The sequence below is a fragment of the Nonomuraea sp. NPDC049646 genome, assembly GCF_044465525.1.
GTDB lineage: Bacteria > Actinomycetota > Actinomycetes > Streptosporangiales > Streptosporangiaceae > Nonomuraea.
In genome coordinates this window covers 23,585-36,301 of the sequence record NZ_JBITLU010000023.1, presented here as the reverse complement: position 1 = coordinate 36,301, position 12,717 = coordinate 23,585, and the positions used below count along the sequence as shown (strand labels likewise).

The 12,717-nt window shown below is 71.6% G+C and carries 12 protein-coding genes; 5 read left to right on the top strand and 7 right to left on the bottom strand.

Annotated elements, in window-relative coordinates; all coding sequences use genetic code 11:
• Positions 1-66: 66 nt before the first annotated feature.
• From ACIBQ8_RS44765 to ACIBQ8_RS44755, 3 genes are all read left to right on the top strand, one after another.
• A complete protein-coding gene (locus tag ACIBQ8_RS44765) occupies positions 67-822 on the top strand; it encodes an IclR family transcriptional regulator (RefSeq protein WP_397195183.1) in 756 nt (251 codons plus the stop codon).
• Positions 819-1,763 carry a sugar kinase gene (locus ACIBQ8_RS44760; protein WP_397172331.1) on the top strand — a complete coding sequence of 315 codons (945 nt, stop codon included), beginning with the start codon at positions 819-821 and terminating at the stop codon, positions 1,761-1,763. Before ACIBQ8_RS44765 ends, ACIBQ8_RS44760 begins: the two co-directional genes overlap by 4 nt.
• An 85-nt stretch (positions 1,764-1,848) precedes the next feature.
• Positions 1,849-3,513 carry a catalase gene (locus ACIBQ8_RS44755; protein WP_397172333.1) on the top strand — a complete coding sequence of 555 codons (1,665 nt, stop codon included), beginning with the start codon at positions 1,849-1,851 and terminating at the stop codon, positions 3,511-3,513.
• A 35-nt stretch (positions 3,514-3,548) separates the two neighbouring features.
• Here the strand turns inward: ACIBQ8_RS44755 and ACIBQ8_RS44750 are convergent, their stop codons facing one another.
• From ACIBQ8_RS44750 to ACIBQ8_RS44730, 5 genes are read right to left on the bottom strand one after another with little or no spacing between them, the layout of a single operon-like run.
• A complete protein-coding gene (locus ACIBQ8_RS44750; protein WP_397172335.1) occupies positions 3,549-4,481 on the bottom strand; it encodes a dihydrodipicolinate synthase family protein in 933 nt (310 codons plus the stop codon).
• A complete protein-coding gene (locus tag ACIBQ8_RS44745; RefSeq protein ID WP_397172337.1) occupies positions 4,478-5,470 on the bottom strand; it encodes an oligopeptide/dipeptide ABC transporter ATP-binding protein in 993 nt (330 codons plus the stop codon). Before ACIBQ8_RS44745 ends, ACIBQ8_RS44750 begins: the two co-directional genes overlap by 4 nt.
• Complete coding sequence (locus ACIBQ8_RS44740; RefSeq protein ID WP_397195182.1) at positions 5,463-7,406, bottom strand: dipeptide/oligopeptide/nickel ABC transporter permease/ATP-binding protein; 1,944 nt, start codon at positions 7,404-7,406, stop codon at positions 5,463-5,465. Before ACIBQ8_RS44740 ends, ACIBQ8_RS44745 begins: the two co-directional genes overlap by 8 nt.
• Complete coding sequence (locus ACIBQ8_RS44735; protein ID WP_397172340.1) at positions 7,406-8,365, bottom strand: ABC transporter permease; 960 nt, start codon at positions 8,363-8,365, stop codon at positions 7,406-7,408. The genes ACIBQ8_RS44740 and ACIBQ8_RS44735 overlap by 1 nt, the downstream gene beginning before the upstream one ends.
• Entirely contained in the window at positions 8,362-9,966 is a 1,605-nt protein-coding gene (locus tag ACIBQ8_RS44730) for an ABC transporter substrate-binding protein (protein ID WP_397195181.1), read from the bottom strand. Before ACIBQ8_RS44730 ends, ACIBQ8_RS44735 begins: the two co-directional genes overlap by 4 nt.
• A 138-nt stretch (positions 9,967-10,104) precedes the next feature.
• Here ACIBQ8_RS44730 and ACIBQ8_RS44725 point away from each other — a divergent pair, with 138 nt between their 5' ends.
• Positions 10,105-10,815, top strand: a complete 711-nt coding sequence (locus ACIBQ8_RS44725; RefSeq protein ID WP_358288371.1) for a FadR/GntR family transcriptional regulator — start codon at positions 10,105-10,107, stop codon at positions 10,813-10,815.
• On the opposite strand, the gene ACIBQ8_RS44720 is transcribed toward ACIBQ8_RS44725, so the two are convergent.
• On the bottom strand, positions 10,812-11,396 hold the full coding sequence (locus ACIBQ8_RS44720; protein ID WP_397195180.1) for an HD domain-containing protein: 585 nt from the start codon (positions 11,394-11,396) through the stop codon (positions 10,812-10,814). The genes ACIBQ8_RS44725 and ACIBQ8_RS44720 overlap by 4 nt on opposite strands.
• A gap of 31 nt (positions 11,397-11,427) precedes the next feature.
• Between ACIBQ8_RS44720 and ACIBQ8_RS44715 the strand changes: the two genes are divergently transcribed.
• A complete protein-coding gene (locus ACIBQ8_RS44715) occupies positions 11,428-12,276 on the top strand; it encodes a DUF4429 domain-containing protein (RefSeq protein ID WP_397172346.1) in 849 nt (282 codons plus the stop codon).
• A gap of 66 nt (positions 12,277-12,342) precedes the next feature.
• Here the strand turns inward: ACIBQ8_RS44715 and ACIBQ8_RS44710 are convergent, their stop codons facing one another.
• Positions 12,343-12,603, bottom strand: coding sequence for a hypothetical protein (locus ACIBQ8_RS44710; RefSeq protein WP_397195179.1), 261 nt, complete (start codon positions 12,601-12,603; stop codon positions 12,343-12,345).
• Between the last annotated feature and the right edge of the window lie 114 nt (positions 12,604-12,717).

The following is a 12,717-nucleotide window of genomic DNA, read 5'->3' as shown; positions in this document are numbered from 1 at the left end:
GAGATGTTGTGCAGTGCACAACAGGGTGCTGCATTTCGCGAAATTTCATCGAATATGGTGACTTGCGTGCCTGACCGCAACCAGTCCGCCTCGCTCCGGCGCGCCCTGGCCGTCCTGGACCACGTACGCGGCCACACCGGCCTGTCGCTCACCCAGCTCGCCGAGGCCGTGGGCCTGTCCAAGAGCACGGTGCTGCGGCTGACCGTCCCGCTCGTGGAGGCCAGGCTGCTCGAACGCGACCGCAGGACCGGGGCCTACCGGCTGGGGCACGGCACCCTCCGGCTCGGGCAGGCGTACCTGGCCACGCTGGACCTGCGCGCGGTCGCCGCCGAGGAGTCGCACCGGCTGATGAGCGAGGTGCGCGAGACCGTCCACCTGGTCGTCTACGACCACCCGCACGTCGTCTACATCGACAAGGTGGAGAACGAGACGAACGTGCGCATGGCCTCGCGCATCGGCAGCCGCGGCCCGGTGCACGCCACGGCGGTCGGCAAGGCGATCCTGGCCTGGCAGCCGGAGGAGGCGCTGACCGGGCTGGCGCTCGACCCGATCACCAAGCACACCATCACCGACCCCGACCGGCTGCGCGCCGAACTGACCCACATCCGGCGGCGCGGCTACGCGGTGGACGACCGCGAGAACGAGCCCGAGGTGCGCTGCGTCGCCGCACCGATCTTCAACCACAACGACGCCGTCGTCGCCGCCGTCTCGGTCTCCGGGCTCACCTCGCGGATCACCGCCGCGCGGGTGCGGGAGCTCGGGCCGCTGGTGGCCGGGGCGGCGTCGCGGATCTCCAGAAAGCTGGGCAGGCCGACCACATGACCGATCTGGTGACCTTCGGCGAGACCATGGCGCTGTTCGCCGCCCGGCGTACCGGGCCGCTGCGCTTCGCCCGCGACTTCGACCTGGGCCTCGGCGGCGCCGAGTCGAACCTGGCGATCGGCGTGGCCCGGCTGGGCCACCGGGCGACGTGGGCCGGACGGGTGGGCGACGACGAGTTCGGCGACCTGATCCGGGCCACCCTCGCCGGCGAGGGCGTGGACGTGCGCGCGGTCACCGACCCGGACGCCCCCACCGGACTGATGATCAAGGGCCGCCGCACGGCCGACCTCGTGGACGTGCGGTACTACCGCAAGGACAGCGCCGGCTCCCGGCTGCGGCCGGGCGACCTCGATCCGGCGCTGATCGCCTCGGCCCGCGTGCTGCACGTCTCCGCGATCACCCCGGCGCTGTCGGCGTCGGCCCGCGAGACGGTGGCGCACGCCATCGCCGTGGCGCGGGCGGCCGGCGTGCTGGTCTCGCTGGACGTCAACTACCGGCGGGCCCTGTGGACGGAGAAGGAGGCGGGCGCCTGGCTGCGGGAGACGGCCGGCGACGTGGACGTGCTGTTCGCGACCGTCCCGGAGGGCCGCCTGGTCGCCGACGTCGAGGACCCGGCGGAGCTGGCCAAGGCGCTGGCCTCGCTCGGGCCCTCGTACGTGCTGGTCAAGTCGGGGTCGGCGGGCGCGCTTGAGCTGTCCGGCGGGGTGCTGCGGCGGGCGCGGCCGTACCGGGTGACCGAGGTGGACCCCGTGGGGGCCGGGGACGCGTTCGCGGCCGGCTGGCTGTCGGACTGGCTGGCCGGGGCGGCGCCGGAACGGCGGCTGGACACCGCCTGCGCGGCGGGCGCGTTCGCGGTGACCTCGCAGGGCGACTGGGAGAGCCTGCCCCGCCGGTCCGACCTGGGCCTGCTCGGCCGGGGAGCCGACGGTGTGAGCAGGTAGCTCCCCGAGGACGAGGTTTTGCCCGTTTTCGACCCGGTCTTGAGGGCAGCCGGGGAAGATCTCGTCCGGGGAGAGGAACAGTGCGATGACAGACGTCTCCAGCAAGGGTCCGCAGTCGAACGACGAGCGCGAGGTGCTCACCAACCGACAAGGGCATCCCGTCTACGACAACCAGAACCAGCGGACGGTCGGCCCGCGCGGACCGGCGACGCTGGAGAACTACCAGTTCCTGGAGAAGATCAGTCACTTCGACCGCGAACGCATCCCCGAACGGGTGGTGCACGCCAGGGGCGCGCTGAGCTACGGCTACTTCGAGGCGTACGGCAAGATCGGCGACGAGCCGGTCAGCCGCTACACCAGGGCCAAGCTGTTCCAGGAGGCCGGCAAGCGCACCGACGTGGCGCTGCGCTTCTCCACCGTCATCGGCGGCCGGGACTCGGCCGAGACCGCCCGCGACCCGCGCGGTTTCGCGATCAAGTTCTACACCGAGGACGGCAACTGGGACCTGGTGGGCAACAACCTGGCCGTCTTCTTCATCAGGGACGCCATCAAGTTCCCCGACGTCATCCACGCGCTCAAGCCCGACCCGGTGACCTTCCGGCAGGACCCCAACCGCATCTTCGACTTCATGTCCCAGACGCCCGAGTCGATGCACATGCTGGTCAACCTGTTCAGCCCGCGCGGCATCCCCGCCGACTACCGGCACATGCAGGGATTCGGCGTGAACACCTACAAGTGGGTCAACCAGCAGGGCGAGACGTTCCTCGTCAAGTACCACTGGATGCCCAAGCAGGGCGTGCGCAGCATGACCGAGGCGGACGCGGCGGTCGTCCAGGCGGGCGACCTCGGGCACGCGACGAAGGACCTGCACGACGCCATCGAGCGCGGCGACTATCCCGAGTGGGAGCTGCTGGTCCAGCTCATGACCGACGAGGAGCACCCGGAGCTGGACTTCGACCCGCTCGACGACACCAAGGTGTGGCCGGAGAACGAGTTCCCGGCCAGGCCGGTCGGCCGCCTGGTGCTGAACCGCAACGTCGAGAACCAGTTCGCCGAGAACGAGCAGGCCGCCTTCGGCACCGGCGTCCTGGTGGACGGCCTGGACTTCTCCGACGACAAGATGCTGGTCGGCCGGACATTCTCCTACAGCGACACCCAGCGCTACCGGGTCGGCCCGAACTACCTGCAACTGCCGGTCAACCAGGCCAGGAACGCGCCCATCAGGACCAACCAGCGCGACGGCCAGATGGCGTACTTCGTCGACACCGGCGGCGAGGACCCGCACATCAACTACGAGCCCTCGCTGCGCGGCGGCCTGCGCGAGGCCGAGTACCCGACCGTGGACGAGGAGGGCCCGGTCATCAGCGGCCGGGTCATGCGCAGGCGCATCCCGCGGACCAACGACTACAAGCAGGCCGGCCAGCGCTACCTGCTCATGGAGCAGTGGGAGCGCGACGACCTGGTGCGCAACTTCGTCGACGCGCTCAGCCAGTGCGACCGGCGCATCCAGGAGCGCATGGTCTGGCACTTCCTGCTCGTGGAGGACGACCTCGGCCTGCGCGTCGGCGAGGGCCTCGGCATCACCCCGGACGACGTCGCCCACCTGGAGCCGCTGGCGAGCCAGGACCTCACCGACGAGGACCGGGAGCGCCTGGTCAAGCTGGGGCGCAACGGCCCGCGCGACGTGGAGGGCCTGAAGATGACCCACTGCGTGCCGAACGAGCGGGCCGCCCACGCCGACGGCCTGTGACAGGCGGCCCCTGACCCGCGACGTCCGAGCGGCGGCTACAGCAGCCCGGCGGCGGCCAGCAGCTTGCCGATCCGGCCGGTCTCGTCGTCGTTCAGCGGGATCTGCGGCAGCGCGGTGAGCGGGCAGTCGATGACGCCCCGCAGGTGCAGGGCGGCCTTGAACGCGCCCAGCCCCGCCGAGCTGCCGCCCATGCGGCCCGCGCCGACCCGGACGATCTCGAACAGCCTGACCAGGCGTTCCTGCTCGGCCCTGGCCGCCGCCCAGTCGCCGCGGGTGGCGGCCCGGTACAGCTCGGCGTACCCGTGGGGGTCGACGTTGCCGAGGCCGGGGACGACGCCGTCGGCGCCCATCCACAGCGCGGAGTCCACGGTCACCTCCGACCCGGTGAGCACGCTGAACGGCGCCCGGCGGCCCAGGATGACCTGGCGCAGCCCGCCGTCGTCGCCGCTGGAGTCCTTGACCCCGGCGAGCGCGCCCTCGGCGGCCAGGTCGAGCAGCAGGTCGGCGCTCAGCTTGGTGTGGACGCTGACCGGCAGGTCGTAGGCGTAGACCGGCAGGCCGGTGCGGGCGGCGATCGTCCGGAAGTGGGTGCGGATCTCCTCGGGATGGGTGCGCGTGTAGAACGGCGCGGTCGCCACCAGCCCGGACGCCCCCGCCGCCGCCGCGACGCGGGCGTGTTCGAGCACCCGCGGCGTGGTCATGTCGATCACCCCGGCCAGCACCGGCACCTGGCCGCCGACGTGCCCGACGACCGTGTCCAGCACCACCCGCCGCTGGGCGTCGGTCAGGTAGGCCACCTCCGAGGAGGAGCCGAGCACGAACAGCGCGTCCACCCCGCCGGCCAGCAGGTGGTCCACCAGCCGGGTCAGGGAGGCGGCGTCCACCTCGTGGCCGGGGGTGAACGGCGTGCAGACCGGGGGGATCACGCCGGTCACCGTCGCGGCCCCGGCGACATCGGGATCTGTCATGAGTGCTCCTGGATCAGCTCTAGGTCGGTGGCTCCGGCCGCCACCGGGTGGTGGCAGTGGAAGAGGTGGTCGTCCCCGGCCCGCGTGGCGGCGGGCATCTCGGCCGCGCACAGGTCGTCCGCCCGCCAGCACCGGGTGCGGAACGGGCAGCCGCTGGGCGGCCTGGTGGCCGACGGCACCGCGCCGACCAGCGGGATCGGCGTGATGGGCGAGATCAGCCCGGGGGTGGCCGAGAACAGCGCCCGCGTGTACGGATGCCTGGCCCGCCCCGGCACCGACCGCGCGGGCGTCTGCTCGACGATCCTGCCCAGGTACATGGTGACCACGCGGTCGCTCATCCGGCGCACGGTCTGGATGTCGTGCGAGATGAACACCATCGCCAGCCCGAGCCGGTCCTTGAGGTCGAGCAACAGGTTGAGGATCTGGGCGCGGACCGACACGTCCAGGGCGCTGGTGGGCTCGTCGGCGACGACCAGCCGCGGTTCGAGCGCGAGCGCCCTGGCCACGGCCACCCGCTGCCGCTGCCCGCCGGAGAGCTGGCCGGGCAGCGCGCCGGCCACGCCGGCGGGCAGGCCGACCAGGTCCAGCAGCTCGCGGACGCGGGCCTCGCGCTCGCCGGTGGTGCCCCGGCGGTGCACGTCGAGCGGGTCGCGCAGGATCCGCCCGACCGGCAGCCGCCGGTTGAGCGCCGTGGACGGGTCCTGGAAGATCAGCCCGACGCCGCCGCCGACCAGCGCGCGCCGCTCGTCCTGCTTCAGCGTCCACAGGTCGCGGCCGTTCAGGCGCACGTTTCCCGAGGTCGGACGCTGGAGCCCGACCAGCACCTTGGCCAGCGTGGACTTCCCGCAGCCCGACTCGCCCACGATCCCGACGGTCTCGCCGGGCGCGACGGTCAGCGAGGCGGCGGTCAGGGCGTGCACGCGGTCCCGCGAGAACAGCCCTCCCGAGCGGGCCCTGTGCACGACGTGCACGTCGTTCAGCTCAAGCACGTGTCTCACTCCCTGCGAGTCCGGCCGCCGGGTGGTGGCAGGCCACCGCGTGCCGCCTGGCCTCTCCGGCCAATACCGGGGTCTGCGTACGGCACACGCCGGTGGCCATCGGGCACCGGTCGGCGAACCTGCACCCGGCCGGGAAGTCGGCGGGCGCGGGCACCACGCCGGGGATCTGGGTCAGCCGCTCGGCCCCCGACTCCAGCGACAACACCGAGCCGAGCAGCCCCCGGGCGTAGTGGTGGGCGGGCTCGCCGACCAGGGCGGCGGTGGCGCCGGTCTCGACGATCTGGCCTCCGTACATGACGACGACGCGGTCGGTGACGTCGGCGACCAGGGCCAGGTCGTGCGAGACCAGGATCAGCGCGAACCCCAGCTCCTCGCGCAGCCGCAGCAGCAGCTCGATGACCTGCGCCTGGACGGTCACGTCGAGCGCGGTCGTCGGCTCGTCGGCGACGATCAGCTTGGGGTCGCGGGAGAGCGCCATCGCGATCAGCACCCGCTGCCGCTGGCCGCCCGACAGCTCGTGCGGATAGGCCGACAGGATGCGGCGGGCGTCGAGGCCGACGAGTTCCAGCAGCTCGGCCGGGGTGCGCCGGCCGCCCCTGCGGGCGAGCTGCCTGAGCTGGGCCCTGATGGTCATGGCCGGGTTGAGCGAGGACAGCGCGTCCTGGTAGATCATCGCCATCTCGTGGCCGAGCAGGCGGCGGCGGGCCCGGCGCGGCAGCGCGAGCAGTTCCTGCTGGTCGAAGCGCACGTGGCCGCCGACCCGGGCCTGGCGCGGTTGCAGGCCCATGACGGTCAGGGCGGTCAGCGACTTGCCGCAGCCGGACTCGCCGACCAGGCCGACGACCTCGCCGGGCCAGACCTCGAAGCCGATGCCGTCCACGATGTCCACGCCGGTGTCGAAGCCGATTCTCAGGCGTTCGACGCTGAGGATCGGCTGTCCCTCGGGCAGCGGGCGGGCGCGTCCGGCCAGCCGGCGGGCGGCCTCGGCCAGGCCGGGCAGCTCGACGACCTGGCCGGCGCCGGGGGCGGCCTGCTCGTAGGCGTCGTCCTTCCTGGGTGCGGCCCTGCGCGCCGGGGCGGCCCAGGCGTCGGCGATGCCCTCGGACAGGACGTTCAGGGCCAGCACGGTGATCAGGATCAGCAGGCCGGGGAAGACCGTGGCCCACCAGCCGCCGAGCAGCACCAGGTTCTTGCCGTCGGCGATGACGCTGCCCCACGACGGGTTCGGCGGCCGTACGCCGGCGCCGATGAACGACAGCGACGCCTCGAACACGATCGCGTCGGCCACCATCACCGTGCAGAACACCAGCACGGGCGCCGCGCAGTTGACCGCGACGTGCCGCAGCACGATGTACGGCGTACGCGCGCCGATGACGCGCTCGGCCGCCACGTAGTCCTCGCCGTACTGGGCGATCACGTTGGCCCGCACGACCCTGGCCACGGACGGCATGTAGAGGAAGGCCATGGCCATGACCAGCACCGGGATGCTGCCGCCGAACACCGCGACCAGCACGGCGGCCAGCGCGATGCCGGGGAAGGCCATGATCACGTCGAGCACGCGCATGACGGTCTCGTCCACCGCCCGGCGCGAGGTGGCCGCGACCGCGCCGACGACCGCCCCGGCGACCAGGGCCAGGCCGGTGGCGCCGAGGCCGATGATCAGCGACCAGCGGGCGCCGTACAGGAGCCTGGACAGGATGTCGCGGTTGGCGCTGTCGAGGCCCATCCAGTGGGCGGCCGACGGGCCGCCGCCGGCGGCCTCCTGGAAGTATGGCGAGTGCGGCGCGATCAGCGGCGCGAACAGGGCGGCCAGCACGACCAGGACGACGACGGCGACCGCCGGCCACGACGCCGCGGGCAGCCGCCGGAAGGCGACGCCGGGCCTGCCGGCCGACGCGGTCAGGCGTTCGGTGAGTCCGCTTCTCATCAGGCGGCACTCCTCAGGCGGGGGTTGACCAGCAGGTAGAGGATGTCGACGACCAGGTTGACCACCATGAAGCCGATCGCGATGGTGAGCACGACGCCCTGCACCACGGCCGGGTCGCCGTCGCGGACCGCGTTGATCATGAGCTGCCCCATGCCGGGCAGGCCGTAGATCGTCTCGATGACCACCGTGCCGCCGATCAGGTAGCCGATGCGCAGGCCGAGCACGGTCAGCGGGTTGATCAGCGCGTTGCGCAGCACGTTGCGGCCGACCACGACGATCATCGGCAGGCCGCTGCCGATCGCGGTGCGCACGTAGTCCCGGTCCAGCTCCTCGACCATCGACGTGCGGATGATGCGGGTGAGCTGGGCGGCGATCGGCAGCGACAACGACAGCGCGGGCAGCGTCATCGACTGCAGCCAGCCGGTGAGGGAGTCGGCGGGGTTGATGTAGCCGCCGGTCGGGAACAGCCCCTCGCCGACCGCCAGCCACTGGATCATCAGCAGCGCCAGCCAGAACGCCGGGGCCGCCACGCCGACCAGCGACACGACCCGGATCGCCTGGTCGGGCCAGCGGTCGCGGAACAGCGCCGCGGTCACGCCGAACACCAGCGAGAGCACGACCGCCACGGCCAGGCCGAGGAACGTGAGCTGCAGGGTCAGCGGCAGCGCGGTGGTCACCGACTCGACGACCGGCTTCTTGGTGAGCACGCTGGTGCCCATGTCGCCCTGGGCGAGGTCGGCGACGAAGCGCGCGTACCGCAGCGGCAGCGGGTCCAGCAGGCCGTTCTCCTGCTGGAAACGGTGGATCTGCTCGGCCGTGGGGTTCGCGCCCTGGAAGTAGGCGTACTCGGGCTTGACGCCCGAGAAGCGCATCACCACGAACACGAACGCGACCACGCCCAGGACCAGCGGGATCAGGATGAGGAGCCGCCGCAGCAGCATCCTGAGTACGAGCGTCATGTCCTCTTGGCCTGCAGCAGATTGATGCCGGGGTACGGCTGGGCGCGGACGCCGGACAGCTTCTTCGGGTCCCAGGCGGTCATCAGCTCGTTGTGGACGACGGGATAGAGCACGGCCTGCTCGGCGACCAGGTCCAGATATCTGTGGATCTGCTCGCTCTTCTTGGTCTTGTCCGTCTCCTTGGCGGCCGCGTCCATCATGGCGAACAGCTTCTCGGCGTCCTTGCTGCCGTCCCAGTGGCTGTACTTCATCCACAGCCCGCCGGGCACGTAGTTGTAGTGCAGGATCAGGTCGGCGTCCATGCCGAACTGGTTGGGGTTCGAGGCCGCCGCGACCACCTGGTAGTCCTGGAACTGGTCCATCTTGGTGAACAGCGCGGCCGTGTCCTGCGGCTCCAGCGTCGTCTTGACCCCGACCGCCTCCCAGGAGGCGGCGATGGTGGGCAGGCAGTCGGCGATCCAGCTCACGTTGACGGCCATGAGGTTGACCGTCAGGTTCGTCACGCCCGCCTCCTTCAGCAGCGCCTTGGCCTTGTCGGGGTCGTGGTCGTAGACGACCGAGGCGCGCCGGTGGTCGGGGTGGCCCTCGTTGAGGAAGGAGCTGGCGGCCGTGCCGTGGCCCTTGAGCGCCACGTCGATCATCTTCTGCTTGTCGATGGCGTAGTGCAGGGCCTGGCGGACGCGTACGTCGTCGAAGGGCTTGGCGGCGGTGTTGAACATCAGGAACATGTGGTTCATGCCCTTGCCGCCCTCGACCGTGAGGCCCTGCTGCTTGAGCTGGTCGACGTTGGCGTACGGGATGTTGTCGGCGATCTGCGCCTCGGCCGAGCCGCCGGAGATCTTGGCCACCCGGGCGGAGGCGTCCACGATGGTCAGCCAGTTCATCTTCCTGACCGTGGCCGGGCGGGGGCCGTTGTAGCCGTCGAACGCCTCGAAGGAGGTGTTGGATTTGGGGTTGTGCGCCGTCTGCCTGTACGGCCCGGAGCCGACCGCCATGCCGCTCTTGGCCTTGTCCCACGCGCCCGCCTGGCTGAACACGTGCTTCGGCATGATCTTGGCGATGGTCAGCCGGGGGGCCGCGTCGGGGAAGGGGAACTTCAGGACCAGCTCCACGGTCCGGTCGTCCACCTTCTTCACCTCCTGGAGCCAGGGCTTGAAGAAGTTTCCGGTCAGCACGTTGTCGGGGCCGAGGATGCGCTCGAAGGTGAAGATCACGTCGTCGGCGGTGACCGGCTGCCCGTCGTGCCACTTGGCGCCCTCGCGCAGGGCGAACGTCCACGACGTGGCGTCGGCGTCGGCGGGCAGCGCCGTCGCCAGGGCCGGGTACGGCTCCCGGGTGACCGGGTCGGTGTCGAGCAGCCCTTCGTAGACGTGGCTGATCCCGGCCATCGCGAACGCCGACGCGGTCTGCGTCGGGTCCCAGCTCTGGTCGTTGCCGTAGCCGATGACGGCGGTGATCAGGTCTTTGTTCGATCCGGCGCCGACCGAGCCGGTCGAGGCCGGGCCTCCGGAACAGGCGGAGAGGGTGGCCGCGATGAACGCCGCCGCACCCGTGGCCCCGCTGTAGCGCAGGAAGTCACGGCGGCTGAACTCAGAGCTCACGGATGCCTCCTGGGGGGAACAGGTAGAACGTAGGACATCCCATGTCCTATCTTGTGCGTAACGTGGACGCTAAACGCCAGAGCGTCTTGAGGTCAACAGAGGATTTCCGGAATGTTACCTACGATGAAAGGAAGCTTCATGGCCGCAGTCCCGCGTCCGGCACGTCCCAGCCGGGCCGTCGAGGCCCAGGAGGGCGTCAAGGACCTGATCGTCAGGCGCGGGCTGGTCGCGGGCGACCCGCTGCCCACGGAGTCGGAGCTCATGGAGGAGCTCCAGGTCAGCCGCAACTCCGTCCGGGAGGCGCTGAAGGCTCTGCAGGCGGTCGGCATCGTGGACATCCGCCACGGGTTCGGCATGTTCGTGGGCCGGATGTCGCTGGCCGGGCTGGTGGACGAGCTGGCCTTCCACAGCCGCATCACCCTGCAGAACGGCCGCAACCACCTGGCGCACCTCATCGAGATCCGCGAGATCCTGGAGAGCGGGCTCGTCCAGCGGCTCATCGACCTCGGCCCGGAGGCCGACCTCGCCCCGGTGGCCGACGTCATGGCCCGCATGGACCACGAGTCGCAGGTCGGCGAGGTCTCCCCCGAGACCGACCGGCTCTTCCACGACCTGCTCTACCGGCCGCTCGGCAACCCGCTGGTCAGCCAGCTCCTCGGCGCCTTCTGGGACGTCTACCACCAGCTCCGCGACCACCTCGGCGCCCCCGACGAGCCGCCCGGCGACGTGGCCAGGCGGCACCGCGACATCTACGCCGCGGTGCTGGCCGGCGACCGGGCCGCCGCGGTTTCGGCCGTGTACGCGCACTTCGACGGCGTGCGCAACCGGCTGGCCCGGCTGGGAGGCTAGTCCGGGTAGCGCGCCACGCGCCTGGCCCACGGCCGCCGCCACTCCTCGTACCACGCGGCGAACCAGGGGTGTGGCGCGGCCAGCGGCACGATGTGGGCGACGGTCTCGTGGTAGTAGCGCTTCTGGAACCGCCAGTGGAGGCGCTGCAACTCCTGCACGTTGCTCACCCGGTCGGCCAGCTTCACCAGCACCGCCTGGGCCGGGGCCTTGGCCAGCGCGGCCAGGTGGTCGGCCTTCGCGCGCCCGGCGGGCCTGGTCACCCAGCGGACGAGCCCGGTCACCTCCGCGCCGAACCGCCGGGCCAGCTCCCGCTCGGTGCACGCGGTGTCCTCCAGCACGTCGTGCAGCACGATCGCGGTCAGCACGTCGGGGTCGCGCACCTGCGCCCCGGCCACCGCCACCTCCAGCGCCTCCAGCAGATGCTCCACGTACGGCCGCCCGGTGGGACGCTGCTGCACGCCGTGCTGCGTCCGGGCGAAGCGCACCGCCTCGCGCAACCCCGCGACGGTCTGCGACGGGAGCGCCTCGCCCAGGGGGCCGGCGGCCTGGCCCCATGACATCCAGCTCGTGAAGATCTTCATCGGGCTCCTCTCGACGTCCTAGGCTGAGAATATGACCGAGATCGCCGTTCCCGACGGCTCGTGGACGTTCAACGGAGAGATGCTGCGCGTCGTCCCTGGCGGCGACAAGAACGTCCACGAGCTCCGCAAGGTGCTCGGCGAGGTCGCCGTGCCGCTGGAGGCCATCGCGACGTGCGCCTTCGAGCCCGGCCGCAAGGGCGGCCAGCTCCGCCTGCGCCTGCGCTACGGCGCCGACCCCCTGTCCGACCTCGTCGCCGGGTCGCTGGCCGCCCCCGCCGACCCGTACCGGCTGGCGGTGCCCAAGGAGCGCGCCGGCGCGGCCCAGTACTTCGCCGACGAAGTGCGCGACACCCTGGAGATCAACCAGACGCCCGGCGGCCCCTGCGAGCACTACCTGCTCCCCGGCCCCGCCATCCCCGTCTCGGCCACGGCCGGCGACGGCACGGCGATCTTCGACGGCGAGCGCGTCCGCCTGGAGTGGACGGGTTTCGCCAGCACGGAGAAGGAACGGGCGGGGTCGCAGGAGTTCCCGCTGGCCGAGCTGGTGGGCGTGGAGTGGAAACCGCAGTCCGGCCTCGGCTACGGCACCCTCCGCTTCCGGCTCAAGGGCGACGGGCCCGGCGCGTCCCCGCAGAAGGACCCCCACTGCGTCTCCTGGGGCATCCAGCGCTTCGGCGGCGCGACCGCGCTGGTCGGGGCCGCGGTGCTGGCCCGGCTGCCGCGCGAGCAGCCCGAGGAGCTGGAGCCGGCGGCCTCCACCGGCGACGCCCACGACGCCGTGCTGCGCCGCCTGGCCGAACTGGGCGAGCTGCACCGCTCCGGGGTGCTGACCGACGAGGAGTTCGCGGCGGCCAAGCAGGCCATGATCCGCCGGCTCTGACCGGCGACCCGCCGTGACGGCGACCGGCCCGGAGGACGAGCCTCCGGGCCATGGCCGGTCAGGCGGTCATCGGGTCAGCACCATCAGCGTGAAGAAGCCGGTGTACTGGCAGAAGTACGACAGGTAGGTGCCCTTCGCCTTGAGCTCCTTGCCCTTGGCGATGCACTTGGCCTCACTGCTGTAGTCGCCGTACTTGATCCAGGTGGAGGCGGCGGCCGAGGCGGCCGAGGTGGTGGCGGAGGCGGCGGGCGCGGTCATCGCGGTGCACGTCGCGGCCAGGGCGACGGCCGCCACGGAGGTGGCGGCGGCGCGGGTGAGCTTGGACATGAACATCCCTTCGGGTCAGGGGTCATAGCGGAGAAAACTAGATCATTTCCCGCAATCATGATCATAATCATCCGCACGACGGCCCGCTGACGCCGCGCCCTGACCTCCGGTCGC